At 55.7% G+C, this 25,777-nt stretch carries 22 protein-coding genes and 2 pseudogenes; 19 read left to right on the top strand and 5 right to left on the bottom strand.

Annotation, left to right across the window (positions count from 1 at the left end; all coding sequences use genetic code 11):
• Positions 1 to 45 precede the first annotated feature (45 nt).
• Both J7413_RS19385 and J7413_RS19380 read right to left on the bottom strand, forming a co-directional pair.
• Positions 46 to 885 (bottom strand): SDR family NAD(P)-dependent oxidoreductase, encoded by an 840-nt coding sequence (locus tag J7413_RS19385; RefSeq protein WP_209101343.1) that lies wholly within the window; start codon positions 883 to 885, stop codon positions 46 to 48.
• 67 nt (positions 886 to 952) lie between these two features.
• Positions 953 to 1,837, bottom strand: a complete 885-nt coding sequence (locus J7413_RS19380; protein ID WP_209101340.1) for an SDR family oxidoreductase — start codon at positions 1,835 to 1,837, stop codon at positions 953 to 955.
• Positions 1,838 to 1,929: 92 nt separating this feature from the next.
• On the opposite strand from J7413_RS19380, the gene J7413_RS19375 reads away from it, so the two are divergent.
• From J7413_RS19375 to J7413_RS19355, 5 genes are all read left to right on the top strand, one after another.
• Positions 1,930 to 2,076 (top strand): LysR family transcriptional regulator, encoded by a 147-nt coding sequence (locus J7413_RS19375; RefSeq protein ID WP_209101337.1) that lies wholly within the window; start codon positions 1,930 to 1,932, stop codon positions 2,074 to 2,076.
• Positions 2,077 to 2,091: 15 nt separating this feature from the next.
• Positions 2,092 to 2,856, top strand: coding sequence for a LysR substrate-binding domain-containing protein (locus tag J7413_RS19370; protein WP_209101334.1), 765 nt, complete (start codon positions 2,092 to 2,094; stop codon positions 2,854 to 2,856).
• A 94-nt stretch (positions 2,857 to 2,950) separates the two neighbouring features.
• The gene (locus J7413_RS19365; RefSeq protein ID WP_209101331.1) at positions 2,951 to 4,177 is read left to right on the top strand and encodes a hypothetical protein; all 1,227 of its coding nucleotides are present in this window, start codon (positions 2,951 to 2,953) and stop codon (positions 4,175 to 4,177) included.
• Positions 4,177 to 5,247, top strand: a complete 1,071-nt coding sequence (locus J7413_RS19360; RefSeq protein WP_209101329.1) for a hypothetical protein — start codon at positions 4,177 to 4,179, stop codon at positions 5,245 to 5,247. Before J7413_RS19365 ends, J7413_RS19360 begins: the two co-directional genes overlap by 1 nt.
• A 12-nt stretch (positions 5,248 to 5,259) precedes the next feature.
• Positions 5,260 to 5,859 carry an SDR family NAD(P)-dependent oxidoreductase gene (locus J7413_RS19355; RefSeq protein ID WP_247743644.1) on the top strand — a complete coding sequence of 200 codons (600 nt, stop codon included), beginning with the start codon at positions 5,260 to 5,262 and terminating at the stop codon, positions 5,857 to 5,859.
• A 555-nt stretch (positions 5,860 to 6,414) separates the two neighbouring features.
• On the opposite strand, the gene J7413_RS19350 is transcribed toward J7413_RS19355, so the two are convergent.
• The gene (locus J7413_RS19350) at positions 6,415 to 6,693 is read right to left on the bottom strand and encodes a hypothetical protein (protein ID WP_209101326.1); all 279 of its coding nucleotides are present in this window, start codon (positions 6,691 to 6,693) and stop codon (positions 6,415 to 6,417) included.
• Between the two features lie 953 nt (positions 6,694 to 7,646).
• On the opposite strand from J7413_RS19350, the gene J7413_RS19345 reads away from it, so the two are divergent.
• The 7 genes and pseudogenes from J7413_RS19345 (at position 7,647) to J7413_RS19315 (ending at position 13,496) form a co-directional block, all read left to right on the top strand.
• Positions 7,647 to 8,027: a helix-turn-helix domain-containing protein gene (locus J7413_RS19345; RefSeq protein WP_348538784.1), complete on the top strand. Its 381-nt coding sequence runs from the start codon at positions 7,647 to 7,649 to the stop codon at positions 8,025 to 8,027.
• Entirely contained in the window at positions 7,949 to 9,208 is a 1,260-nt protein-coding gene (locus tag J7413_RS19340) for a TonB-dependent receptor (protein ID WP_209101321.1), read from the top strand. Before J7413_RS19345 ends, J7413_RS19340 begins: the two co-directional genes overlap by 79 nt.
• Position 9,209: 1 nt before the next feature.
• Positions 9,210 to 10,094: an ABC transporter substrate-binding protein gene (locus tag J7413_RS19335; protein WP_209101318.1), complete on the top strand. Its 885-nt coding sequence runs from the start codon at positions 9,210 to 9,212 to the stop codon at positions 10,092 to 10,094.
• A complete protein-coding gene (locus tag J7413_RS19330) occupies positions 10,094 to 11,074 on the top strand; it encodes an iron ABC transporter permease (protein WP_209101315.1) in 981 nt (326 codons plus the stop codon). Before J7413_RS19335 ends, J7413_RS19330 begins: the two co-directional genes overlap by 1 nt.
• Positions 11,071 to 11,849, top strand: a pseudogene (locus J7413_RS19325) (ABC transporter ATP-binding protein). The gene J7413_RS19330 and the pseudogene J7413_RS19325 overlap by 4 nt, the downstream one beginning before the upstream one ends.
• Positions 11,846 to 12,508 (top strand): adenosylcobinamide amidohydrolase, encoded by a 663-nt coding sequence (locus J7413_RS19320; RefSeq protein ID WP_209101312.1) that lies wholly within the window; start codon positions 11,846 to 11,848, stop codon positions 12,506 to 12,508. The pseudogene J7413_RS19325 and the gene J7413_RS19320 overlap by 4 nt, the downstream one beginning before the upstream one ends.
• On the top strand, positions 12,474 to 13,496 hold the full coding sequence (locus J7413_RS19315) for a hypothetical protein (protein ID WP_209101310.1): 1,023 nt from the start codon (positions 12,474 to 12,476) through the stop codon (positions 13,494 to 13,496). Before J7413_RS19320 ends, J7413_RS19315 begins: the two co-directional genes overlap by 35 nt.
• Before the next feature lie 716 nt (positions 13,497 to 14,212).
• Here J7413_RS19315 and J7413_RS19310 read toward each other — a convergent pair.
• Positions 14,213 to 15,496: an NtaA/DmoA family FMN-dependent monooxygenase gene (locus J7413_RS19310; protein WP_209101308.1), complete on the bottom strand. Its 1,284-nt coding sequence runs from the start codon at positions 15,494 to 15,496 to the stop codon at positions 14,213 to 14,215.
• Positions 15,497 to 15,678: 182 nt separating this feature from the next.
• Between J7413_RS19310 and J7413_RS19305 the strand changes: the two genes are divergently transcribed.
• From J7413_RS19305 to J7413_RS19290, 4 genes are read left to right on the top strand one after another with little or no spacing between them, the layout of a single operon-like run.
• Positions 15,679 to 16,413: an ABC transporter ATP-binding protein gene (locus J7413_RS19305; protein WP_209101306.1), complete on the top strand. Its 735-nt coding sequence runs from the start codon at positions 15,679 to 15,681 to the stop codon at positions 16,411 to 16,413.
• On the top strand, positions 16,410 to 17,429 hold the full coding sequence (locus J7413_RS19300; protein WP_209101304.1) for an iron ABC transporter permease: 1,020 nt from the start codon (positions 16,410 to 16,412) through the stop codon (positions 17,427 to 17,429). The genes J7413_RS19305 and J7413_RS19300 overlap by 4 nt, the downstream gene beginning before the upstream one ends.
• On the top strand, positions 17,426 to 18,421 hold the full coding sequence (locus tag J7413_RS19295) for an iron ABC transporter permease (protein WP_209101302.1): 996 nt from the start codon (positions 17,426 to 17,428) through the stop codon (positions 18,419 to 18,421). Before J7413_RS19300 ends, J7413_RS19295 begins: the two co-directional genes overlap by 4 nt.
• 46 nt (positions 18,422 to 18,467) lie before the next feature.
• Positions 18,468 to 19,421, top strand: a complete 954-nt coding sequence (locus J7413_RS19290; RefSeq protein WP_209101301.1) for an ABC transporter substrate-binding protein — start codon at positions 18,468 to 18,470, stop codon at positions 19,419 to 19,421.
• 73 nt (positions 19,422 to 19,494) lie between these two features.
• Here the strand turns inward: J7413_RS19290 and J7413_RS19285 are convergent, their stop codons facing one another.
• Entirely contained in the window at positions 19,495 to 21,624 is a 2,130-nt protein-coding gene (locus J7413_RS19285) for a TonB-dependent receptor (RefSeq protein WP_209101298.1), read from the bottom strand.
• Between the two features lie 193 nt (positions 21,625 to 21,817).
• On the opposite strand from J7413_RS19285, the gene J7413_RS19280 reads away from it, so the two are divergent.
• The 3 genes and pseudogenes from J7413_RS19280 (at position 21,818) to J7413_RS19270 (ending at position 24,910) form a co-directional block, all read left to right on the top strand.
• Complete coding sequence (locus J7413_RS19280) at positions 21,818 to 22,576, top strand: IclR family transcriptional regulator (protein ID WP_209101295.1); 759 nt, start codon at positions 21,818 to 21,820, stop codon at positions 22,574 to 22,576.
• Between the two features lie 268 nt (positions 22,577 to 22,844).
• Positions 22,845 to 23,706 (top strand): annotated as a pseudogene (locus J7413_RS20610) (tyrosine-type recombinase/integrase).
• 10 nt (positions 23,707 to 23,716) lie between these two features.
• The gene (locus J7413_RS19270) at positions 23,717 to 24,910 is read left to right on the top strand and encodes an IS91 family transposase (RefSeq protein ID WP_209101292.1); all 1,194 of its coding nucleotides are present in this window, start codon (positions 23,717 to 23,719) and stop codon (positions 24,908 to 24,910) included.
• Positions 24,911 to 25,777: the final 867 nt, after the last annotated feature.

Below are 25,777 nucleotides of genomic sequence, written 5' to 3'. Positions count from 1 at the left end.
GCGCCGGTTCACGTTACCGGTTTTCAGCGCGCGCATCGCTTGATATCAGGTCTCCTGCGCAATGAAAGCTGCGTAAGCGTCCGCATAATCCGGATGCCAGCGGCTGAGGGGCGGGCGGTTTTCGATCATGTCGCCAACGGCCCAAGCGATGCGTTTTTCGTCCAGCGCGCGAGGCACATCGTTGTCCGGGCATAGAATGTAGAAATCGCCGTGGTTTACGCTTTCCACGAAGCAATCGACCGTTTGCTCTGCCGTCCATGCTGCTCCGGGCTTTTTGGCAGCACCGATCATTGCCGTGTGAACAAAGCCGGGCACCAACAGATGTGCGGAAATCCGGCAACCTTCGGTGTTGCGCAGCTCATGCGCCAGGGCCTCGGTAAAGACTTTCAGACCCGCTTTGGACACATTGTAAGCGGGGTTCCCGGGCGGTGTCGTAATCCCCTGTTTGGACCCGGTGTTGATGATTGCGCCGGGTCGACCCCGTTCGATCATGCCCGGGGCGAACACTTGCGTGCCGTGGATAGCGCCCCAAAGATTGACGCCCAGTATCTTCTCCCAGACATCAAGCGCGGTCAGGCATGAGGTGCGCCCGCCGACCCCAGCATTGTTCATCAGGATATCCGCGCCGCCGAACCGAGCTGTGACCTCTTGTTCAAGCGTTTCCAGCTGCGCGCGATCAGAAACATCGGTGGCGGCCGTCATGACATCGGCCGCGCCCGCCGCACGCAGCGCCTTTTCGGCTTCGGCCAGTTTGTCGGCATCACGGTCGACGGCAACGACTTTCATGCCCATGCCCGCAAACTTGGCCGCAGCGGCAAGACCTATGCCCGAAGCGCCGCCAGTGACAACGGCAACAGACGAAGATTGAAACGCGGGGTGTGTCATGTTGATCGTCAGGGGTGCTATTGTTGGCTTGGCGGCTGGCCAGAACAAATCCGGCCAGCCTTTTGGGTCAGGCGGCTTTCTTGGGCGTCACGTTCAGTTTCAGCATGTCTGCCATACCGAAGTTTGTGAAGAGCGCTTGGGTACTGGTCGCCGCCAGATCGTTCATTGGTTTGACCAGGTCTCCCATGCCGACCGTATCCACTTCGGTGCGAAACGGGCGCGTGCCGGGCGCCGCGTCAACGACGGATACAACAGCCTCCGCCACCAAAGACGGGTTTTGCTGTGGATTGGCCGCAAGGAACTCATTCATCTGCTGGCGTGCAGCCACCGGAGCGTCTGCCATCTCACCATAACCCTCATTGCGGGCGGTCGAGTTCGGCAGGATCAGGTTGCCATGGAATTCCGTCGGGAACCCGCCGGGTTCAATGATTGCGACATCAACACCAAACTGGCTCAGCTCTGCGCGATAATTCTCGCTGACGGCCTCCAACGCCCATTTGGTCGCGTTGTAGGGTCCATAGAATGGAAGGGTGATGCGGCCCAGAACGCTGGTGATGTTCAGGATAAGGCCCTCTCCCCGTTCGCGCATTTGCGGTAGAACAGCGCGTGTCAGGCGTTGCGGACCAAAGACGTTGATGTCGAACACACGCTGGAAATCCGCCGCCGAGAAGTTCTCTTGCAGGCCGTGAACGCCAACGCCTGCGTTGTTGATCAGAACATCAATGCCGCCCATACGGTCGCTTGCCGCCGCGACCCCGGCCTCGACCGAAGCGTCATCGGTAACATCAATGTCGACAATTTCAGCGCCCAGGTCCCGCAGCAGATCTGCCGCTTCGGCGTTGCGCCTTTTTGGATCGCGGACAGTGCCCGCCACTTGGTGGCCGGCCTTGAGCAGCTCCGCTACGATCAGTTTGCCAAAGCCGCTGCTTGCACCTGTAATCAGGATATTCATTTTCTCATCTCCATGTTTGCCCGCATTGGGCCTTTGATGAGTTACAGATACGTGTTGCCAAAAATTCAGAACAGTGGGATAAAATTGAACTCATGGTTCAAGATATCAGAACACTGGGATTACCCACGCTCATCAGCTTTCACACAGTCGCCAAGGCCGGTGGCATAAGTGCGGCGGCAGAGCAGTTGGGCATTGCCAAGTCCGGCGTTAGTCGGCACGTCGCGCAGCTCGAAGACTAACTGGGCGTAAAGCTTTTGGAACGCGGAGCGCGGTCAGTCAAGCTGACGCCAATTGGTGAGCGTCTTGAACATCGCATCGCTTCGGTGTTGGCGGAAATTGACCTGATCGAAGACATCGCCCGCGAGGAAAGCGTTGGTATTTCAGGGCAGGTCAATCTGGCGGCGACGCATGAATTTGGCGGGCTTGTCGCGTCAAAACTCTTTCCCCTTGCCCGTGAGCGGCACCCGGACCTGACCTTGGTGATGCGGCCTGATTATGGTTTTGCCGATATGCAGGACCCCGGCACCGATATCGCGTTCCGGATTGGCATGGTCCATGATGACCGCCTGATCGCGCGCGAAATGGGGTCGTTCCGACGTATCCTTGTTGCAACGCCTGAACTATGTGCCGAACACAGGCTGAAGCATCCAAGGGATCTTGCCAACGCGCCCTGCCTGACCTTTCGGGGGGACCGTCCCGGAGCCGTTTGGGAGTTTGAATCAGCAGCAGAAGAGACCGCCGTTTCGGTGTCCGGCCCCCTGGCTGTGATGAGTTTTCACATCCTTCTGGATCTCGCTCTGGCGGGTTTGGGCTTTGCGCTGGTACCCGAATTCATGCTTGGCGATCTTGCAACCTCGGGCAAGTTGGTACGATGCCTGCCCGGCTTTCGCGTGCGGCCCCATCCGGTGTTACTGACCTACCGACAAGGCGCACGCCGGGTCGCTCGCATTGATGCGGCGATCAAACTGTCCGAAGAGGTCATCCCCGGCCTTTTGAACAGAAAAGACATCTTGAGCTAGTTCTGAATTTTAGAACATTTGGTTCCATTTTTTCAGTCTGTTGTGACTTTTGCACCCCTCTATCTTTGGGTTCATGACAACAACGGAGAGCCCAATGTCACGCTTCTTCAAAACCTCCAGCGCCATCGCGCTGACATTCGCGGCGGCGACCGCTGCCTTTGCCGACACGCCAGTTCTGCAATCCGCAGGCGCGCTTGCCTTCAACGACGCTAACACACTTTTCGTTGGTGATGGCCGTGCCGGAGTTGTGCACGCCTTCGACCTTGGTGACGATCAAATCGCCGACCAAAGCACTTATGCGCTTGGCCGCGCCAAGACCTTTGAAGGGCGCACGATCTTTGAAAACATCAACGCCGACATTGGCGCGCTTCTTGGTGTTCCGGCGGATCAGGTCGAAATTAACGACATGGTCATGCACAAGCCAAGCAAACAGATCTTCCTGTCGGTTCATCGCGGCCTGGGCCCGGATGCCGAGGCGCTGATCGTCAAGGTAAACCAAGGCAAGATCGAGCTGGTTGATCTGACCAAGGCAAACCACTCGACCCAAGATCTGGGCGCGCTTCCGGCGAACGAAACCATCGAGTTCGACCGCCCGCTGTACCAGCTCGCGATCACGGATATCGACTATTACAACGACGAGATTTTTGTTGCTGGCGTGTCGAACGAAGAATTTGGCTCGACCCTGCGCCGGATCAGCTATCCTTTTGACGGCACTGCCGAGACCTCCAAAATCGAGATTTGGCATGCGGTACATGCGCAATGGGAAACCCGCGCGCCCATCATCACCCAGACCATTGTCGAACTTGAGGGTGAGGCGACCATGATCGCGCTTTATCGCTGCACGCCTGTGGTGCGTATCCCGCTGGCCGATCTGGAAGATGGCAAACAGGTGCGCGGCGAGATGATTGCAGAGTTGGGCTACGGCAACTCTCCGATCGATACCATTGCCTATACCAACGCGTGGACCGGTCAGCAGAATGTTCTGGTGACCAACACCCACCGCAGCGCGGCCTCTTATGCGCTTGATACTTTGGCAACCGCAGAAGAAATGCCGACGGGCGAAGGTGTTCAACCTCTCTTTGGCATTGGCGGTGCTGAATACACTCCGATCCCAATCAGCGGCGTGGTCCATATCGACACCGTTGACGAAAGCTGGGCCGTGACCGTGCGTGAAAACCCGGAAGATCCGCGTATCCTCGAGATGCACACGCTCGCGATGCCGATGTTCTTTGAGCGCTCGGACCACGTTGTCGAAATGAACTGGGACGGCGCGCCGGACCCGTTTGGGTTCCACGTTGATCCCCCGCTGCAGTTCAACTGATGTTTGTGAAACGCTTCGTGGTGCGGCAGGCAATGCTTGCCGCCCTCCTCCTGTCGCCCTTCGAAGGGGCGGCAGAGGTTCGTGCGGAATTCGACGCAGCCAGCGGTTCCGTGATTGTGTCAGGACTGGATGAGAAGGAACGCAAAGATCTATTGGAGAACCCGTCAGCAGTTTATCTGCAACACGCCGAGGCCAACAGCAGCCGGAGCATGGCATTGACGCTTGGTACAGCGGGTGACTCACTGGTTCTCGATCCCCGTTTCGATCTGCGGCCGGGGTCGGAGTACATCGTTGGACTCGGTGACTATGAAGCCAAAATCGCGCTGCCAGGCGATGAAATCAAAGCGCCTGAACTTGTCTGGCATGCGCCAGCAAGCGCTGAAATTCCCGCCAATACTCTGCGGTTTTACCTGATGTTTTCTGAGCCAATAGCGCGCGGGCAGATCGGTGCCAACATATGGTTGGAACGTGCCGATGGACGCCGTGTCGACAGCCCCTTCTTGAACTTGAACGCCGAGCTTTGGGACCGAGATCAACGTCGCCTGACACTGCTCTTTGACCCAGGTCGGATCAAACAGGGTGTCGGCCCAAATCAGACGGATGGCGCACCGCTTGAGTTTGGGGAAAGCTATCGGCTTGTCGTTGCAGGCACGATGCAAAGCGCGCGGGGTGCTGCTATTGGCGGCCATCAGGTGCTTCCTTTCAAGGTAGGCCCCGCGACAAGATCCGCCGTCAGACCAGATGACTGGCGGATCAACCGCCCCGAAACAGGCGCCAAGATCCCAATGCTCATCACCTTTGACCGGGTGATGGACCGTGGTGCCTCTGCCCGATTGATAAAGGTTCTGGATGGTTCGGGAACAGTCATTCCGGGCACAGTCACAACCGATGACCTGACATGGCGTTTCGCACCCAAGGCACCCTGGCCCGCCACAGTCCGCCTAAGGATCGACCCGGACCTCGAGGACATTTCGGGCAACTCGCTAAGGGCGCCTTTTGACGCGAACCCCAACACCATTGGGCAACAGCCACAGCCCTATGAAACCACCGTGATTGCCCCAGGAAACTAAGGAGTCAGCACCATGAAGTCGACCTATAAACATGCATTGATCATTGGCGCAGGTCCGGGATTGTCCGCATCTCTTGCCCGCCTGTTTCATGCCAACGGGCTTCGTGTGAGTCTGGTAGCGCGTAAGCCATCCGGTCTGTCTGATCTGGCCGAAGAGATTCAGGCAACCACCTATTCTTGCAATGCAGGTAGGCGCGATGACGTGGTCAGGCTTTTTGCGGAACTGGATGGCCGCCAGGCGCCGGATGTGTTGGTTTACAATCCTTCACTTGCCATTCGCATGCCCTTTGTCCAGCTGGGCCCCGCCCGCGTTGAAAGCGCAATGCAAGTTAACGCCATGGGCGCCTTTTATGCAGCCCAGGAAGCCGCCAAGCGCATGCTCCCATATAACCACGGCGCAATTCTCTTCACCGGAGCCTCGGCGGGGGTGAAGGGCTATCCAGAATCGGCCACCTTCGCCATGGGTAAATTCGCCCTGCGCGGGCTGGCCCAATCGCTGGCACGCGAACTCCATCCCCAAGGCATCCATATCGGGCACATGGTTGTGGACGGCCTTATCCGCAGCGCTGACCGGCCAGGCTATATGGGTGAACCCAACAACCCGGATTCGTGATTGTCGCCAGATGCAATCGCTGAGAGCCATTGGCATTTCCTGCAACAGGACCGGTCTGCGTGGTCATGGGAACTGGAGCTGCGGCCGTGGGTGGAAGTTTTCTAACCATGTTTCGCAATTCGCTCTTTCCAACCGCTGTAAGCGACGCGAACAATAGACCCGCTGCACGAGGTTATTATGCGTGGCGCACCGAGGTTTTGTAAGTATTTCGATAATCTGACCTGAGCACTTCGAATGGTCGGTCTGAATGCGAACCCTCACACTGGGCTTGAATGACCTGTTCGACAACATCGACTGCAATCAACAAAGACTATGCTGCACCCGCGAACGCATGCTGCTTCTGCAAGCACCTGAAAAGTAAAGGCCGTTTTGTCCGCGATGTGTGAGTTCGACGAAGCCCAGAATTCGCACTTGCAGCGAATGGCCGTAAGGCGGGTTGCGACCGCAGAATCTTGACCGGTCAACGAATGTCCAGAAAGGGCCGGTTGGAGACACTCAGGTAGGTTCTCCCTGAACCGCCCCTACAGATTAGCCAGCTTATCAAGGTGCGTGCGCCTAGAGGCACCAGCTCTTGGCTGAACGCCGATGTAAAACCTCAAGTTCTTCAGGGTTTTTTGATCGCAAGAAATTTGTTTCGAAGACGACCATAGCACGGCTGACAAACTGATCCTTGTGCACATTTGCTCTGGCTTCCGTAACAAATGGATGTTCGGAGACCAGACAGTCTTGCACCCTCTTAGAAAGGATGTAGCCCTGCAGATCCATATCGATCGTCTGAAATTGCAGCGTTTGGCCAGTTTGACTGGTGAATGCAAAATTGGCTGGGATGGCCATGCCAAGCTCACAAAGTCTTCTTGCACCATCAGGTGTTGAACTGCCGTGCAAATCTAGATTTACAATTTCTAGCAGATCTTCTGGGGTCACTGTTTGCGGGAAAGCGGAACTCCAAGTGTTTTCGGCGATCTGCGATACCTACAAGCTTCGTGACGAAAAGCAAACTTTTTGGATGCTTCGGAGGTCAATTCGAAAATCAAGTAGCAATCGGCTTTCCAATGATAGCTCCCTCGGGAAGTATTTGCCTCCTATAGCGTGGTATTTTCGCCTGAATCAGGCCTGCTTCCAGAAGTATGTTTCGTGCGGTATTTCTTGCGATGCCGAGCTTTCTGGCAACTCCGATGATCGTTTCGGTGTCTCGCCAAATCTGGATTAGTTTCCTTGGAGTTACCCTTGGCCTGCGTACTCCGCGCTGCACTCTCAGTTTTTGCTCACGGAAGAGACGTAGCAATGTAGACAATTTCAAACCGTTGTCTTGGGCCAGCTGAAAGCATGTCGCTCCTTTTTTGTATTGCCTGTGAAGGTGCACAACATAGTTAAATCGAGCGAGTTCCAGTAGTCTGCGCCCAACGAGCGGAGAAATCCCGAGCCGCCTGGCGAAGGTCCGCAGACAATCTGAAGCCTTCAATAAGGCGATTAAACACTCGCGCGCGTAAACTTTGGCGCCTGTGTTTGTGGCGCTCACGGAATAGAGTTCTTCGTTCCCAACTTTTACTTTGCTGACTTTTCTCACCTGAGTTCTCGGTTTGTAGGGGAATGTTTTCTGTCGTGATGTTGCTTTATTTCAATCGGTTAGCACGAACGGCACAAGATTGGATTTCGTTTTCAGGTCATCAATATGTAAGTCATTGAAATAAAACAAAAATAGAGACTCAAGATGTGGTGTGCTGTAGAACGGCACGTACTTATTGTTGGTGTTAGACTGAGGACTTAGCTTGGCGGGCGTATTGATCGTGGATTTGGCAAGACATGAACGTATCAAGTACGATCTACGTTTGTTGGGCACGAGTTTGGCGCAGATAAGTAGAGAACTTGGGGTTTCCATCAGTTCCGTTTCAACTGTCTCGCAAGGCTATCGGCGATCGGAGCGTATCCAGAAAGCCATTGCCGTGCAGCTCGGAACATCGCCTGAAGTTCTGTGGCCGGAAAGATATCAAACTGGACCTGTCACGTTTTTGTGCCGCCCCAAGAGCTTTTTTAGGCCACTTTTCTCTCGAAAGCGACGGGGCTTTTCCAACCCAATGCCGACAACGAGGTGCGCAACATCAACCTGTCCGGTGATACCTACTTGGGCGATGGTGGGGTGCGGATTGGCTTTACATTCCGCGATCTAGATCAGGACTACACCTATTGCTCGACCGCAGTGTCGCAAACGCCTGACGGATACCTTGCGCTGCCACTCAAGGAAACGCACATTGAGCAGCAATCCGGGGCAATCTGGCTGGAAGCCGAAACGCGCGATGATTTGTGGCTCCATCGTTTCGAACTCTCGGGAATGGATCAGGAGTCAGTGTCAGATCCCAATACCGCGACACCATCAAAATACGCGTCTGACCGCCAGAGTTTCAAATACACCTCCACCTTCTCGCTGGATGGACAGGCGGCACGGAGTTCCAATCAAAAGCTGAATGTGCGACTGGAAGCACAGACAGAGAGCATGGACATTTCGTCGCCGTGGTCTGAAGGCACGCAAGAGCGCAACACGCGCGCGATCGCAATTGATTATCAGGGTATTTTATCCAATGGCGTCGATGTGCAGGCGGGCATTCGCTACGATGACATCGATGTTTTCGAAAATCCGCTCTCTTGGAACCTGTCTGCGGCCTACCGCATCCCCGGTACCGATCTGCGTTTGCGCGGGTCCTTGGGGCAGGCGACGGTCAACCCCACCATGTATGAGCAGTTTGGCTATTCTCCGGGCCAGTTTGTCGGCAATCCCGACCTCAAGCCCGAAGAAAGTCTCAGCTTTGAACTGGGCGCAGATTGGACGCTGGCGGATGGTCGCGGCAATTTGGGCGTTACCATCTATCGCAATGAAATTGACGACATGATTTCTTCTGCAGGTATGACAGCCGTCAACCTGACAGGCACCAGCGTGCGTCAAGGGCTCGAGGTAACCGGCGACTGGACTGTCAACGACTGGCTCGATCTGAAAGCGAGCTATTCTTATGGCGATGGCGAAGACCCAACAGGGGCCCCTTTGGTGCGCCGCCCAGAGCATGAATTTGCCCTTCAGGCGCGCACGTCCTTCCTGAATGATCGCGCCGTTGCCACGGCGGAATTGCGCTACGTTAACGGCAGTTATGACACCGAGTGGTTTCGCCCATGGCCAAACAACCCGACAACAAAACTGCCCTCTTTCACAGTTCTAAACCTTGCTGGGCAGTATGAGCTGACGGAGAACTTGATGCTCACGGGTCGTATCATCAATCTCTTTGATGAAGAATATTCAGAGGCCTGGGGCTTCTATGGTCAGGAACGCACCGCATATCTTGGTATAAGTGCATCTTTCTAAAATGCGTTTGACGCATCTCATATCAATGTTGGCGGTGCTGCTTTTGGGTGGGGCCGCTCAGGCGCAGGAGGCGGCTGATCCGCTTTCTGTGCCACCTTCATCTGAGTTTCCCGCGCATCCACAGCGTGTCGTCTCAATGAACCTCTGTACAGATCAGCTTGCAATGATGCTCGCAGCGCCTGGGCAATTGTTGTCGGTGTCCTATCTCGCTTTGGACAGCCGCAGCTCCGCCATGGTGGAAGAGGCTCGCGCTTATGAGATCAATCACGGGCGTGCCGAGGAGATTTACCTGCTGGAGCCTGATCTCGTGATTGCCGGTGCATATACCACCCGCGCAACCGTCGATATGCTGCGTCGGCTTGACGTTCCAGTAGCCGTTATACAACCCGCCCGAGCGCTGGACGATGTCGTGGCTCGTATTCTCAAAATGGGGACGCTCCTTGGTCATGAAGACAGTGCCGAAGCCATGGCAGCGCAATTTATTGGTGATCTGTCCGCTCTCACTGAGGCCAACGAAGAAGGGCCACGTGCTGCGCTGTATTCTGCCAACGGGTGGACATCCGGAGATAAATCGCTGGCCGGGCAAATTCTGCGGGCCGCGGGGCTGCGCAATGTCGCCACCGAAAAGGGGTTCTCGCAGGGTGGCATTCTGCCGCTGGAAGTACTGGTCATGGCCGCGCCTGATATGGTGATCAACTCTGGCGATTATCCGGGCCACTCCCGCGCTGAAGACGTTTTGCGACATCCCGTGCTGGACGTGTATCGCGCGCCGGGCATGCGCAGTGACATGCGAGACCGAGACTGGGTGTGCGGCACACCGTACGTGCTTCGCGCGATAAAGCGGTTGCGCAACGATCGGGATCAATTTCAAAGGACAGCAGAGTGATGCGATTGGAGATCGGACTTGGCCTTGGTGTGCTGGGACTATTTGTAGCCTCGCTTACCATCGGGCCCGCCAATGTGCCTGCGATCGACAGCCTTCAGGCGCTGTTTGATAACAGCTTTGGGCCGCTCACGCTGGTGATGCAGGAAATCCGACTGCCGCGCGGGCTTCTGGCAATAACCGCCGGAGCTGGCCTTGGTTTTGCCGGTGCAGCAATGCAGGGATATTTGCGCAATCCTCTGGCTGAGCCGGGGTTGATTGGCGTATCCTCCTCGGCTGCTCTGGGTGCGGTTTTGGCGATACATTCCGGGTTGGCGGCAAATGTGTTTCTGGGGCTTCCTCTGTCTGCGTTGGCGGGGGCCTTGGTAGGCGTGTGCCTGGTGATGGCACTGGCAGGTCCGCGCGGCGGCTCTCTGACGCTTATCCTTGCCGGGATTGCTATTTCGGCATTGGCCGGAGCACTGACATCACTTGCATTGAACCTCTCACCCAATCCCTTCGCCGCCAATGAGATTGTTTTCTGGATGATGGGCTCTTTGGCAGATCGCTCCATGACGCATGTCTGGCTGGCGTTGCCGTTTGTTGTGGCAGGGGCTGTGGTGATTGCGATGACTGCGCGTGGTCTGGATGCGCTCACACTTGGCGAGGATGCCGCGGAAACCATGGGTTTTGACCTGTCGCGGCTACGGCTTCTGATCGTGGTGGGTACAGCGAGCATTGTGGGCGGCGTCACCGCGGTTGCCGGAGCCATCGGTTTTGTCGGGTTGGTGGTGCCACATATTCTGCGCCCGTTTGCCGGTGCGCAGCCGTCGCGGCTGATGTGGTCCTCCGCACTGGGAGGGGCAATCATGTTGCAGCTTGCTGATATTGCCGTTCGGGTTATCCTGCCGACGCGGGATTTGAAGCTTGGCGTTGTGACTGCCCTCGTTGGGGCACCGTTGTTCCTGCACCTTATCTACAAAACGCGGAAGGAACTGCCATGACCCTGATGTCGGTCCAAAACCTTGGGATTTCTCTGCGTAGAAGAGAAGTCTTCAAGGGCATTTCCTTTGAGATACAAGAAGGTGAGTTTGTTGGGCTGATCGGCCCTAATGGTGCAGGAAAAACCAGTCTGATGCGTGCCATTTTGGGATTGCTGCCGCATGACGGGAGCAGTTCGCTGGCTGCCATGTCACCACGTCAGCGCGCGCGGACGGTGGCGTGGATGCCGCAATCCCGCGAAATTGCGTGGCCGGTGTCCGTGGAGCGCATCGTGGCGCTGGGGCGGCTGCCGCATCTGGCGACGGGGCAGAGGATGCCGCTCGCTGATCAGGTCCGGGTGGATGCGGCAATAGAGCGTCTGGGGTTGGAGGCCTATCGGCAGCGTGCAGCCTCGCGCCTATCTGGGGGTGAACAGGCTCGAGCGCTTATTGCTCGTTCCTTGGCGCAGGACACACCTGTTCTAATGGCTTCTAATGGCTTCTAATGGCGGATGAACCCATTGCCGGGCTTGACCCCGCGCATCAGATTTCCACGATGCAAGTCTTTCGCGAGCTGGCGGGTGATGGCCGTGCTGTCATGATCTCGATTCATGATCTCGGTCTTGCCGCCCGCCACTGCACCCGCCTTATCCTTCTTGCCGAAGGTGGAGTGATTGCTGATGGTACGCCACATGATGTGCTCACCACCGAGCTGATGGCAGAGGCCTTTGGTGTTTCTGTTTGGCATGAGGAGACAGCGGAGGGGCCGGTGTTTCAACCTATTGAGGTGGTGAAATGAGCTACGTGAAACTAAAAGCCCCTTGGCTGGAGTTTGACCTTGGCGAGGACATGCAAGCCTTGAGTTGGTCGATAAACGCACCGGGGTTTGCGCGCGCATCCCGTCTTCTATGGCGTGAGGTGCGCAATCGCGATTTGCCTGAAGGTGTAGATGTGCAGCAGTGGATCAATGCCGAATTGGTGCGGTGTTATTCCGAGGATGCCGTGGTTATGCTCACCTCACGCGACATCACTCGCTACGAAGCACGCACCGCAAGCGTTGATGGGGTGACTGTCGAAGCGGTCGCGACTGTGGGCCTCTCCAATGGGGAGCGCGTTGGGCATCGGGTGGATTATTCGGGCCGTGATTGGGGCACAATAAATGTTGGTCTGGGGATCAGCGAAGGAATGACCCAAGCAGGGCTGCTCGAAGCGATGAGCATTGCCGTGCAGGCTCGCACTGCCGCTGTCATGGATGCGGGCTTCAGAGTACCGACAGGGGTTGCAACGGGAACGGGGACAGATTGTGTCGCCGTTGCTGCCCCGGAGGGGGACCGGCTTTATGCGGGCCTTCATACAGCTATCGGAGAGGCCGTCGGGCGCGCCGTCTATGACGCTGTGCGTGCGGGCGCTGACAAGTGGATTGATGAAACAGAGGAAAGACAGCGTGCCAGAGCTTGAAAACGTATTGCGCGACGCACTCATTCAGGAAGACACCGGCTGGAACATGGGGTCATTTGGCGCCATTGCCGAGTTCCACCATGTGTACGGTGATGATGTACCCACGAGCCAAGACGGGTTGATGCAGGTCACGCCACGCGGAGGTGTGCGTATTGACCGTCTGGAGGGGGTGACACCGGTGGCCTATGAAACTCTGAGCCCCAAACCACATCGCTGGACGCAGGCGGTGTCGCTGTGTTTGCCAACAGATCAAGCCGCTATGCATCAGCGAGATGTGTTGACCGAACTTGGTGCGGATACCGAGGCCTTGCGCGCAACAGATCGGGACGCGGTGCTGTTTGATATGGGGCTGGCACAGTTTCAAGTCGATTTCTGCATTCGGACGACTGATCCCACACTACTTGAGGTTTTGCGCGCAAATGAGGGCCGCTCGTTGTTTGATCACCATAGTCCCGCTATGGGTGCGATCCTGAAAGCCCACCCTCATCGGGTTGCTTTGACACGGATAGGGCGGGTTGAGGTTTATCAAATGATCGGTGGCCCAGACACCGGTGGCAAATCACCCGACGGTCCGCACACCCATGTGCTTCCCAAACTTCTGCGGGCCAAGCGCACGCATTCTGCCAATACGCTGATTCCGGAAGGGCTTGTGCCATGCTGCGGTATGCACCCGGAAAACCCCGTTATTGGCCGTTTGGGAGAGGACCTGCCCTTTAACAAAGCCGCTTTTGATCATTTCCAGATGTTGCTACAAGCTTGGGGGGCGGAGGAGTATCTGGCTGGTAAGAACACGGCGTGGGCCGCGCTGAAGGCTGGCAAAGAAGCGCGGGATGTTTCCGAACCAGCGACACGTGTTGGGCGGGCAGGGTGTCGAAATGGCATTCGTCAGTGGCGCCTGTTGCATGGTGAAAGTGCTTTGCTGACCAATTGGGCAAGCGCATTTGACCGCGACCCTGAGCAAACTGAACCGGAAAATCTCGGTCATTAAGTTGGCGGTGAAGGTCTAGCTCAAGAAATCGCGATGACCTTCACAACAGCCTCTTAACAGAGGCTGACATCCCTCCGCGCCGCACATCGGTTATGTCGCGTTTGAGGGGGAGACGCTAAAGCATCAAAACACCGACACCAATCGTGCAAAAACCTACATTGCCTGGTCGAGCATTCAGCAGTTCCAAGCGTTATATCTGACACTGGGTATGAGGAGCTGTTGGCTAAAATGCGGGAGCTTCAAAAAAAGGTTCAATTGATGGGCCCGATAGATCCGGGCTATGTCATGAAATGCTTTTCTGATGAGTTGGAAGAGTAGTTGGTTTGGATTTGAGGCCCTCGTTTTGAAGATTGAGGTCGCAAACGCCGAAGACAGATTGCACACAGCAGTAGCTTTACACGAGGGGGAAGGCAGCGCTTTCCGCCGGACGGCCAGGGGCGTTTGGCTCGTCCAATTCCCGCTGGCCCAACAAACAAGGCGGCGGCGCCATAAGCCCCGCCACTTTTGTCACACCGCAGAAATCTCTGAGTGTGCTGCCGGTTACGAGCGCAAAGGAGCAACGCGAACGGCACCTTGCGGCCAATCTCAGTAAGAAAGACAGTCGCTTGCTCTGGCCTCTATATTACATTGGCGAAACAGGCGCGTGCGCTCAAATCACCGGTTAATTGCTGGTTAATTGCGGTGGTTGGTTTCGTTTGTCGGTTTCAGCTTGAAATTCAATAACGACTTAAATGGCTTGCAAGCGTATTGCCTTCGTATGAACTGCGGAACAAATCTAGCGCCACCAGTCGTGGCATAACTTCGTCAAAGAAGAGATTGTAGGATGCCATGGAGCCGCCCGGGAAAGCGATAAAACCATCTATGGCACCGGCGCTATGCCATGCGACGATCTGATCCACGGCGTCCTGAGCTGTCCCGATCACTGGCCAATGGCTGGATCCAGTGACCTCGACGCTGTTCAGCAGTGCCTCCACCGTTGGGCTGTCATGCTCAATGCGCCTATACAAGAGGTCGGCGTGGGTGCGGCTGCGCACAGTTTGCGGTCTTTGGATCATGTCAGGTGTCACCCGCGTATTGGCAGGTATGGAGGTTAGGTCAATTCCTGCGGTGTCACGTACATAGTCGATTTTGCGCTGGTCTCCGATCCCCTTGTGAGTGTCCGCAAAAAGAGCCTGCGCAGCCTCGCGTGTTTCCGCAAGGAAAAGACTGAGGCCGGGCAGCACTCTAATATCGTCCGCTTTGCGGCCGTGTGCGACTGCCCGCGATCGGATGTCGCTGCGTAGCTCCAGAGCGGCCTCCATATCCGGGCAGGACGCAAAAATTGCATCGGCACAGGAGGCTGCGAAATCACGCCCCGTTGGCGAAGCCCCGGCTTGAAACAAGGGCAGGGGTGCTGGGTGTGTTGGTATGTTCAGCGGACCTTCGACTTTGTGAAAAGGGCCGCTGTGATGGATCTGCTGAATCAGGTCAGGATCAATCAGTTGGCCGCTGTCGCGATCGGCGATCAGCGCGTTGCGTGGAAAGCTTTTCCAAAGTTTCCTGATGACCTCAAGATAGTCGCGGGCGTTTGCGTAACGCACGTCAGCCGATGGCATTTCATCTAGGCCGAAGTTACCATGTCCGCCCAGAGATGTGACAACATTCCAGCCTGCTCGCCCATTCGACAGCCAGTGCAGAGATTGCAACTGCCGCGCAAGATAGTAGGGCGGGATGAACATGGTCGATGCTGTTGTCACCAGTCCGATGGATGACGTTTGTCCTGCAACTGCCGCGAATTGCAAGTTGGGATCCAATTCACCACTGCCCAGGCCCATATTGTAAAGAACGTCTGCGCGGAAAATGAAATCCAGATGGGCCGCTTCAGCGCGTTTTATATGAGCCAACCCTGGATCACCAAAGCCACCCGGATACACGCCACTGTCGGGTCTGCGCCATGCATTGCCTGAAAGCCAGGTCGTGTTGGCGGAAAAACCGATGTGTAGGCGGTGGGATGACGTCATGAGGCCTCCGATTTGACCGTTTTAGCGGGGTCGGCGCAATTGCGTAAAAATCTGGATTGTTTATAGATTTAGTTTGAAACATACCGCAATACGGAAAGCGTACCGTTAAAAGGGATTTGTAGGCGGATGAGGTTGACGTGCTAGAGTGTCATCACATTACAGCGGGATACAGCAGTTCTTCTGTGGCTGTTGTGGATGATCTTTCAATTGAATTTAGATCGGGCGGTTTGACCGCATTGGTGGGTCCAAATGGTTGCGGCAAATCCACATTGCTGAAAGCCATGATGGGTCTTTTGCCACAGCAAAGTGGAAAGCTCTTTCTTAATAATGAAGAGATTCAAAACCTGCCTCGGCGGCAGCGCGCACGGCGCATGGCCTACCTACCTCAAGATGCCCACTGCCCGGATTACATGAGTGTTTCCGAATTGGTCGAGCTCGGTGGCTACGCCCGCCGCGGCCTGTTCAGCCGCGTGTCCGCAGAGCAAAAACGCTGTTTTGATGAGGTATTGGAAACCGTTGGCTTGTTAGAGATGGCTCATGATCAAATGAGTGTTTTGTCCGGTGGTCAGAGGCAGCGGGCTTGGATCGCTATGATTTTGGCACAGGCAGCCGATGCAATCTTGCTGGATGAGCCAGTCAATCATCTTGATTTGCGCTATCAGATTGCGGTGCTGGAACTGGTGCAAAAGATTGCGCGGGATAGCAACAGAGTGGTCGTGTGTGTGTTACATGATCTCAATCTGGCGGCCCATTATGCAGATCACGTTGTGATGCTTGATCATGGCAAGGTCGCGGCACGTGGATCTGTGCGCGAAGCGCTGACCGCCCATACAGTCCGAAACACTTATGGGGTTGAGGTCGATGTGTTTGACCGGAACACACGTCATTTATGTGTGCCATTGGGGCTGACTGGATGACGGGGCCTCTCGTGTTTGCACTTGTGTTTATGGTGTCTGGGCTGCTTGCTAACTTGTGTTTTGGCGCACAGAATATGGCTCCGGCCGATGTATTTGTCGCGCTTTTCTCTCCGAACCCTGACAATTACGAACATTTTGTTGTTCAGACCCAGCGTATGCCGCGCATCTGGATCGCCGTCTATACGGGCGGTGTGATGGCGATCGGAGGGGCGGTTCTGCAATCGCTCAGCCGCAACCCAATGGCCTCGCCGCAAATTCTGGGCATTAATGCGGGGGCGTCGCTGTTTGTGGTTGTTGGCGTTGTGCTCTTTGGCTTGTCACCCCACACGGCACCGGGAGTGCAGGCTGGTTTGGCGCTGTTGGGAGGTCTTGCCGGATTTGTCGGATGCGTTCTGGTGGCGCGCGTGACAGCCGAATCTGGAGACCCGCGCGGCTTGGGTCTTGTCCTTTCTGGTGTGATCTTGTCGGCGCTGTTTTCCGGGGTGGCCAACACGCTCTTGCTGACGGATCCGCATGTTCGTGCAGAACTTCTGAACTGGCTGGCTGGAAATATCAACCACGTCTACGCAGATCGGCTTTATCATCTTTGGTGGTTGGGTGCAGGGAGCACGCTTGTGCTGCTATTTTTGGCCCGAGCTTTGACTCTGGTTTCATTGGGGCGTGATACTGCCGCGTCCGCAGGGGTTGCGATTTTGCCGGTCACATATCTGGGGCTGGCTGCGGTGGTCGTTGGAGCAAGCTCCGCCGTGGCAATCTGTGGTCCTGTGGGTTTTATCGGATTGGTTGTTCCTCATATGGTCCGGCCATTTACTGGCAATCTGCTGTCACGCCAGTTACCTGTCTGTGCCGTCGTCGGGGCGGGGGTGTGTCTTTGGGCGGATGTTGCGGCGCGATTGGTGTTCAAACCCTACGTCCTGCATACCGGGGTCATGATGGATCTATTGGGCGGGGTGGTCTTTGTGTGGATTGTGCGACGCCACTACTTCCAGTCAAGAAATTCGGAACGAGCAGGATGATCCAAAGACGCCCCCTGATAACAGCTGCGGGCCTCTTCGCGGCTACGCTTATCTGTGCTGCAATACACCTGCGCACAGGGTCCATTGACCTGCGTTGGTCCGACATGTGGGTGGCGTTGACCCATCCACATAGCGATGAAGCTTATGCGCTGTGGCAGGTTCGCTTGCCACGTATTGTCCTAGGATGGAGCGTCGGCTGTGCAGTGGCTATGACAGGCGCTCTGATGCAATCTCTGGTACAGAATCCTCTTGTGGATCCGGGGCTGCTCGGCCTGAGTCAAGGAGCTTTGGTCGCGATGATTTTGAGCCTGGTGATCGCGCCGGGTCTGTCGCATCACATTCTGCCCTTTGTCGCGCTGGCCGGGGGATTGAGCGTTGGGGCTATTGTAATCCTGCTGACGCGCTCCGCTGAGCGGGCGGGGATGGCCGTTTTATTGATGGGGATCGCCATCGAAACGGTGCTATCTTCTGTGTCCTCGGTGCTGTCGCTTTACACGCCTCCCGAATTGTCTACCGCCTTGGCTGCTTGGATGGCCGGATCCTTGGTCATGGCAGACTGGGCGCGGGTCTGGTCTTTTTTGCCCTGGGGCCTGCTCTGTATCCCTGCGGTTTTGATATATGGTCCGGCCACACGGTTGTTCGATCTTGGCGACGCCGTAGCAAAAAGTCTGGGTGAAGAGACACGGCGCAGCCGTCCTGCGATTTTGTTTCTGGCGATTTTGATCACCTCAGCCTCCGTCACAGCTGTCGGACCGCTCTCGTTTCTGGGGGTGCTGGGACCGCATCTCGCGATGTTTCTGAACCGTGCCTCGGGTCGCCCACGATTGGTGCAGTCGGCGCTGATGGGTGGGCTACTGGTAGTGGCTGGTGATACGCTCAGCCGTATTGTTTCGCATGATATTGCGTTGCCACTGGGTCTGGCCCTGACCCTGATCGGCGCGCCGCTTTTCATTATTACACTGCGGTTGCGCAACTTGAACCGCAGGGCCTGAAGGAGGCATATAGATGGATCGAAGGTACTTTCTTGCTGGCAGCTGCATGCTTTTGGCCAACCCAGCGTTTGCAGTAGGGACCAAATCCGTAACCGATGATGCTGGGCGTGAGGTGACGATGCCGGTTCGCCCACAGCGGATTGTATCTTTGTATGAAGGGTTGCTGACCATCCCAGCGCTTGAACTTGGACTTAACGTTGTCGGCAGCTTTGGGCGTGACGATGATGGCGGATCCTTATTCGGAGTTGATTTCATTCGTGAGGTACTGGGCCGGGATGCAGGTGCCGAAGGGATCGTCGGCACCGGTCCGTTGGGCGGATTGGATCTTGAGAGAGTACGCGCGCTTAAACCCGATCTGATACTTGGGTCTGAGCTGGATATGGCTATGCTCGGTCAACTTGAGAAAATTGCCCCCACTTATGTACTTCATACCCGGGCCTCAAAATCCACGGGCTTTGAGTCGCAACGCAAGATGGCCCGGCTCTTGGACAAAGAGGATGTCTACAACGCACTTTATGTCCAATACCGTGACAAGATTGAAGAGGTTCGTGGTGTCGTGGTTGCTTACGGGCAACCGGATCCCAGACAATCAACTGCTATGCTGGTGATGGTGCGCGATGACATAAGTGTGTTGCGCGATTTAACGGGCGGCATGCAGGCCCTGCGCGATCTGGGATATAGAGCGTTGATTTGGTCAAAATCGGGAAGGGAAGATGCTTTCGGTGATGGTTGGCGCACACCGCTAAGCGCTGAGGAATTTCCGCGACTGAACCCTGACCTTTTATTAGCCACGGATGGGTTTGTGGCTGCAACCGATCCTACGGATATGCTGTCTGCCAAACTGGATGTCATCAGCCCGGGCTGGAGGCGGTTTTCTCGTCCGGCACAAGATCATCGGATGATCTTTGTGCCCTCAGCCAAAATCGCAACAACCACCGTTGCGAGTGCCATGCATATGCTAGACGCCATTAAAAGATGGGCTTTGGAAAACCCTGTCTGATCGTGGAGTGTTTGAAAGTGAATAAGGGGCACCTGTAGGGCACCCCTTATTTGATTTCACGAATAAAATCGGATCAAAAATCCAACCTATAGCCGACGCCAATTTCGCGCGGTGCAACCATGCTCGCAGTGGGTGAGCCTCCGCGCACGCCCGGCGTAATGCTGGTAACAGCGGCCTTATCGGTGAGATTGTTGACATATCCGTAAAACGTGCCACCGAAGTCTGTTCGGTATTCGGCTTGGAGATTTGCCAGAGTATAGGAGGCGGTCTCGAAGGCTGATGTGTTCAAATCGTCAGAATAGTATCCAGCGACATGGGTGATATCGCCGGATACCGTAATCCGGTCTGTCACGTCATATGCGGCACCTACACTCAGGGTGTATTCAGGCGATTCCGCAAAAGAGTTGCCGTCGTAGTCGGCCACCGCGCTGGTGAATTCCTGAAATTCTGTCTGCAAGAACCCTGCAGATCCCCAAAGACTGAGCCGGTCGGTTGCCGAATAGCTCCCCGACAGCTCTAAACCATAAGACCTCGCCTTTTCAGCGTTCACAGTAATGGATTCAAACGTTGTTGCGCTCAAGGCGGTCAAAACGTTGCGTTGGGCATTTTTGAGATCTGTGTAGAAGAGGTTTCCGGCCAGATTCAAGCGCCCACCTAGGAATGCCCCACGCAAGAACAGCTCGTAATTGTCTGCAGTCTCTTCCTCGAATTCCACATATTCGCCTTGAATAAAGCTGTATGAGACACCACCCGGATTCATGCCGGTGCTGTAGGAGAAACCCATCGTCATATCGTCGTTAACATCATAGGCGATGCTGAGACTTGGCAGAAACGCCTCAAAGGTCTTATCGAAATCCACTGGCGCAACACCGCGGAAATTCACAGTACCTTCGCGATCTATGCGATCGGTCTGATAGCGCAGCCCGCCCGTCAAAGACCAGCGATCTGTCAGCTCATAGGTTAGCTCAGAGTAAATGCCAGTGCTTTCTTTTGTGTCGTCAAAGTTAGATACCCCGCCGAAAAAACCAGATAGATCAACGGCTTCATCCGCTGTGACTCGGTTCAGATACAAGCCAGCAACACCGGAAAGGCGCGCCGCGTCGTCGCCAAAGGTGAGCCGAAGATCGTTTGATAGATCCTGACTATCCACCGAAGCGCCACCTTGGGTGTTGGGATTCACGTAGCGCCGCGTTTCTGTATCGGAGTACAGCAGGCGGTTGGTCAGCGTGACGCTATTGTCAAAATCATAAGACGCATCAAGAGCGGCTGAGTGAACTTGTGTGGTCCAGCCAGCTGGGTTTGTCACATCACTCTGACGATTTTCGAATGGTGGTTGATAGGGCTCGGCATGTTGACCTTCTGTGTCCGTGTAGCTGTATGTCAACTTCACCTCTAGCTCAGGCATCTCTTCTGGAGCCCAAAGCAGCTTCACACGTCCCGTTGTATTTTTTTCGCCGACTGGTGCTTGTCCGGGATCAAAAGCAGAATTGGTGAAATCGATATAGGTGTCGCGCTCGCTGTGGTCAAAGCTGAGACGAACGGCAACATCGTTGCTCAATGCTTGTGAAAAAACACCTGATATTTGCTTGCGATCGTAAGAGCCATAGCTCACACGGACGGCCCCTTCTCGCTCAAATGTTGGGTCAGCCGTGTTTACAACTATCGCACCGGCGATGCTGTTCGGCCCTTGGCTGATGGTTTGCGGCCCGCGGAAGACTTCAATGCTATCCACATCCCAAAGGGTTGCTGTTCCGAAATTCAATTCGTTGAAGCTCAGACGCCTGCCATCAATCGTAATTGTGGCGCGCGGAGTGGTCCCCGCAAAGAAGGCCGCCGCGCCACGGTTGGGACCTTTAGCGGGCTGACCGCGAATTACTGGTGCGCCAACCGCGCTTGGAAAGTACACATTAGGCACGTTGCGCACAGCTTCTTGAACTGTTGCGTTGCCTTTGTCGCGCTCTATCTCTTCAGAGGTTAGCACCTGAACAGATGCAGCGGCGTCTTCAATCGCCACCGTCCGATTTAAGCCGCGCACAAAAATAGTTCCGAGGTCAAAGACCTCATCTTCTTGTGCCAATGCGCCAGTTGGGGGGATCAGGGCGGTAGTGCTTAACAGTCCGCAGGCCACAAGCTGAAGTGGCTTTCTCAACATGAGAGGCATCTCATCTTCCTTAGTCGTTTGCTTTTGATTGATGGCTTGCATTCAAGGAACACTGGCGCGCGGAGTTGACAGATCTATCATTTTCCACATTGAGGAATCTATTCCAGAAGTGCTTTCGGGTTTCAAGAGACGTTGCGAAAGACACTGGCGCAATCAACACACTGCGGCTTGGCAACAACAACCAAGCCAATTACTTCTGTCACACGTACCCATTGGCACGAGGAAGCTGGCGAATATGAGCGAGAGCAAACCAACCAAGGCAGGCGGGTCTGATCGGATAAACTCCGTAGTGACGGCTGTTCGCATACTTGAAGTGATGGCCGCAGCAGAACGCCCGCTTGCGCTAGGGGAAATTGCCAAGCGTGCTGAAATCGGTACGTCCTCGGCGCATCGCTATATTCAAAGTTTGTTGGCCACACGAATGGTTACGCAGGACGGCCCCAACCAACCTTACGATTTGGGGCAAAATGCCTTGCAGATCGGCCTCTCCGCCGCGCGGCGATTTGACCTGATGGACGCTGCGTCACATGAAATGAAAGCGCTCTGTGGTGAACTCGCCGTAAGTGGCGGAATTGCAGTCTGGACAGATCAGGGCCCAACGCTGGTCCGGTGGTACCGAAGTGAAACATTTTCGATCGCTTCTTTGAAGCTCGGAGACGTTCTTCCATTGGATAACACTGCATGCGGACTGTTGTTTCAGGCATTTATGTCAAAGAAACAGATTGAAACTGCGCGACAAGCGCAACCCAAAGCTTTTAGAGGGGAGCCACCAGCTCCTCAAACACTGGAACAAATACGCCAAGACAAAGCTGTATCAATCACAGGCCATTTGAAAGCAGGAGTTACCGGCCAGGCGGCAGCGGTGTTCGATTCACAAGATGAAATCAGCTGTGTGATGACAATCGTTGCTGGCATAGGGTTTACCGAGAACCCAGAAGATATGAAGATGCTCTGCGAGGCGGCGAAGAGGCTAAATCACGACCGCACAGCTTGAATCCTGCTTTGCTCTCTAAAGCACGGCTAGATTCATCAATTGAGTTAAAATACTGTGTCACCAACCTTTGGTAAAGCTCAGTTTGACTTTATAACAGTTGCGCAATCTCTCAAATATCGGAGTGCCGCATTCGACACTCTGGGCTCTGTGGACTAAGCCGCTCTCGCAGCAATGGCGCTTGTTGCTGAGGTAGAGAGTCTAACAATATGTAGGCGTATTTTGTGATGTGCCTGACGATTGAGGTTTCTCAATCGGACAGGAGGCTCCCATGACACTGGAGAAGATGAGCCCACTGCGTGCGCGGATGATCGAGGACATGCGCATTCGCGGGATGGCGGAGACATCGCAGAAGGCGCATATCAGGGCGCTGAAGGATTTCACCGCATTCCTCGGACGCGCACCGGATACAGCGACCCCAGATGAGCTGCGCGCTTATCAGCTTCATATGACGGACACCGAGGTCACGCCTACGGTCTATAATTCCTGGATCACGGCGCTGCGGTTCTTTTTCGGCATGACCTGCAACCGCAAGGACATGAAGAAGTACATGAAATTCCGCACTGAGCCGCGCAAGCTGCCTATTGTGCTGAGCTTTGAGGAAGTGGCAGCGGTTTTATCAGCGGCCCCGGGACCGGGTCTCAAGTATCGGGCGGCACTCGGCATCGGATATGGCGCAGGACTGCGAGCCTCCGAGGTCACCAATCTCAAGGTGCGGGATATCGACAGTGATCGCATGTTGATCCATGTCGAACGCGGCAAGGGCGGCAAGGATCGGGACGTGATGCTGTCGCCGTCCTTGCTGGAGCTTTTGCGAGACTACTGGCGCGAGGCGCGTCCACAGGGTTGGCTGTTCCCCGGGCAAAGCCGGGTCGAGCCTCTATCTCCGCGCTCTTTGAACCGCGCCTTCAACTCCGCAAAAGCCATGGCCGAGATCAAAAAGCCCCGCAACGCTGCATTCGCTCCGGCACAGCTTTGCCACGCATCTTCTAGAGGCAGATACCGATGTTCGGGTGATCCAGGTCTTGCTCGGTCATGCCAAGCTAACCACGACGGCGCGATACACTCATGTTGCCACCAAGACGCTGGGCAAGGTTGCCAGCCCGTTCGAGCATATCCAGGACGTGACCTGACAGGCGCGGCGTGCCAAGGCACGCGCTGGAGGTTGCCGACATCTTCCGTGATCATGGGCCTGCCTATCGGCGGGCCAATGCAGGGCACCTGAGCCTCGCGCAGCTCAGGGTCATGTCCGCCATTGAAGCCTGCCGGACTGAGGCGCTTGGCGGGCATGTAGCGGCTTGCACCAAATGCGATCACCAGCACATTGCGTATAACAGCTGTAAGAACCGGCACTGCCCGAAGTGCCAGGGACCGGCGGCGCGCGACTGGATGGCGGCCCGAGCCGAAGACTTGTTACCAGTGGAATATTTCCACCTGGTCTTCACGCTGCCAGCCGAGATTGCCCGGATCGCCTATTGGAACAAACGGGCGGTCTATGGACTGCTGTTCAAAGCATCAGCCGAGACGGTAGCGACCATTGCTGCCGATCCCAAGTGCATGGGCGCGCGCGTCGGCATGACCAGTGTGTTGCATACTTGGGGGTCGGCGATGACGCATCACCCACACATCCACATGATCGTGCCCGGTGGTGGCCTGTCCTCGGGCGGGACCAAGTGGGCCACACGCAAACCAGGGTTCTTTCTGCATGTGCGGGTTTTATCGCGGCTGTTTCGACGGTTGTTCATTGACGGGCTGTTGGCGCTGCACCGCGCGGGCAAATTGGCATTCTTCGGCGATGTGACCGGCTTGGCGGAGGCAACGAACTTCACCGAATGGCTCGCGCCGTTCCGCCAATCAGAATGGGTGGTCTATTCCAAACCGCCCTTCGGCGGCCCAGAAGCCGTTCTGGCCTATCTCAGCCGTTACACCCACCGGATCGCGATCTCAAACAGCCGCCTCGTTAGCGCCGATGCGGGCATCGTGGCATTCCGCTGGAAAGACTATCGGATCAAGCGGGGAGATCGGATGAAAGTTATGCGGCTTGTGACAGATGAGTTCATCCGCCGATACTTGATCCACGTCCTGCCCGAAGGCTTCCACCGCATCCGCCACTACGGCCTTCTCGCTTCCGCGCAGCGCAAAGCCAACATCGCGAAGATCCGGGCATTGCTCGGCGCACAAACGGCAACGCAGGAAGATATGCCCGGTGTCGAGATCATCCCGCTGACATTGCACGAGCCATGCCCAGAGTGTGGCGGGCTCATGCGCATCATCGAGACATTCCGCCCAGGGCACGTCCCGCGATCACGCGCGCCACCCCGGAGACATGCCGCATGACCAAAAGCTGGTTCATACCATCATCCGCACACCGGTTGGCTCAGCCACACCGGCCGAGCACATCTGTTCAAAGCGATGCCGAAAGCCGCGCCTGGAACGCTCAACCATCCATATCCGGGGGAAACGAAGGCCAAAGTCGCTCGCGGACCTTGTGATACAACACCTCCAAAACCACGAGCGGAGCCTCAGTCAGAAGCACAGACCCAACCGAAAACGCTCTTTCCCCATAGACCACACCCAGCCCCCGCGGTTTCCTCCCTGAGAGGTTTGTCAACGCGGGCCACTGCCAACTCCAGCCTATCCCGCACGCTATGGCCCGCGTCGAAAAACCTCCATCTGTAGCCGCAGCGTTGATAAAGGACTGTTTTCCAGATTGGGTCAGAAATGCTTGACGTTTGGGTCAGAAATGAATGACGTGATTTGCAGATTTATTGAGGTTTTGGCTGTCAATTGAGTCAAACATCAGTGACGTTCCACATCTATGTGTGAGACGACACATAGTTCTGCCATTTGCGACAGAACCTTTCCATTCTCATTGCTCGATGTTGAACCTCACACGACTTTGACCCTTGCGTGATAATCTGACGCAACATCTCCATTTTGCTCCCGCAGGCTGTTTCGATTGATCTGACTTCCCTTTTCGGAAAATTAGGGCTGATTTACAGGTTCAGTCGGCGAAGCCGCCTGCTCCTGCTGATCTGCCACGTGGCGAACGCGGTTGGGGGCGAGGAAATGCTATCCGACAAAAGTGGTGCGGCCCGCAGCGCAGAGCGCGAGGACACGGTTTTGTCTAATTGGATTGCCCGAGGGGGAAGGCAGCGTCTTCCCCCTGACGGCCAGGGGCGTTTGGCTCGTCCAAATCCCGCT

The sequence above is a fragment of the Shimia sp. R10_1 genome (assembly GCF_017744095.1).
GTDB lineage: Bacteria > Pseudomonadota > Alphaproteobacteria > Rhodobacterales > Rhodobacteraceae > Shimia.
The sequence above is the reverse complement of the archived record's forward strand: the minus strand, read 5'-3'. Positions and strand labels throughout refer to the sequence as shown.

Bases quoted from the DNA above. Each gene is read 5' to 3' on its own strand.
- J7413_RS19295 (WP_209101302.1), top strand. From the start codon at position 17,426: ATGATCCAAAGACGCCCCCTGATAACAGCTGCGGGCCTCTTCGCGGCT.
- J7413_RS19320 (WP_209101312.1), top strand. From the start codon at position 11,846: ATGAGCTACGTGAAACTAAAAGCCCCTTGGCTGGAGTTTGACCTTGGC.
- J7413_RS19355 (WP_247743644.1), top strand. From the start codon at position 5,260: ATGAAGTCGACCTATAAACATGCATTGATCATTGGCGCAGGTCCGGGA.
- J7413_RS19310 (WP_209101308.1), bottom strand. From the start codon at position 15,496: ATGACGTCATCCCACCGCCTACACATCGGTTTTTCCGCCAACACGACC.
- J7413_RS19330 (WP_209101315.1), top strand. From the start codon at position 10,094: ATGCGATTGGAGATCGGACTTGGCCTTGGTGTGCTGGGACTATTTGTA.
- J7413_RS19360 (WP_209101329.1), top strand. From the start codon at position 4,177: ATGTTTGTGAAACGCTTCGTGGTGCGGCAGGCAATGCTTGCCGCCCTC.
- J7413_RS19300 (WP_209101304.1), top strand. From the start codon at position 16,410: ATGACGGGGCCTCTCGTGTTTGCACTTGTGTTTATGGTGTCTGGGCTG.
- J7413_RS19380 (WP_209101340.1), bottom strand. From the start codon at position 1,837: ATGAATATCCTGATTACAGGTGCAAGCAGCGGCTTTGGCAAACTGATC.
- J7413_RS19385 (WP_209101343.1), bottom strand. From the start codon at position 885: ATGACACACCCCGCGTTTCAATCTTCGTCTGTTGCCGTTGTCACTGGC.
- J7413_RS19365 (WP_209101331.1), top strand. From the start codon at position 2,951: ATGTCACGCTTCTTCAAAACCTCCAGCGCCATCGCGCTGACATTCGCG.
- J7413_RS19350 (WP_209101326.1), bottom strand. From the start codon at position 6,693: ATGGCCATCCCAGCCAATTTTGCATTCACCAGTCAAACTGGCCAAACG.
- J7413_RS19285 (WP_209101298.1), bottom strand. From the start codon at position 21,624: ATGCAAGCCATCAATCAAAAGCAAACGACTAAGGAAGATGAGATGCCT.
- J7413_RS19280 (WP_209101295.1), top strand. From the start codon at position 21,818: ATGAGCGAGAGCAAACCAACCAAGGCAGGCGGGTCTGATCGGATAAAC.
- J7413_RS19290 (WP_209101301.1), top strand. From the start codon at position 18,468: ATGCTTTTGGCCAACCCAGCGTTTGCAGTAGGGACCAAATCCGTAACC.
- J7413_RS19375 (WP_209101337.1), top strand. From the start codon at position 1,930: ATGGTTCAAGATATCAGAACACTGGGATTACCCACGCTCATCAGCTTT.
- J7413_RS19335 (WP_209101318.1), top strand. From the start codon at position 9,210: ATGCGTTTGACGCATCTCATATCAATGTTGGCGGTGCTGCTTTTGGGT.
- J7413_RS19315 (WP_209101310.1), top strand. From the start codon at position 12,474: ATGAAACAGAGGAAAGACAGCGTGCCAGAGCTTGAAAACGTATTGCGC.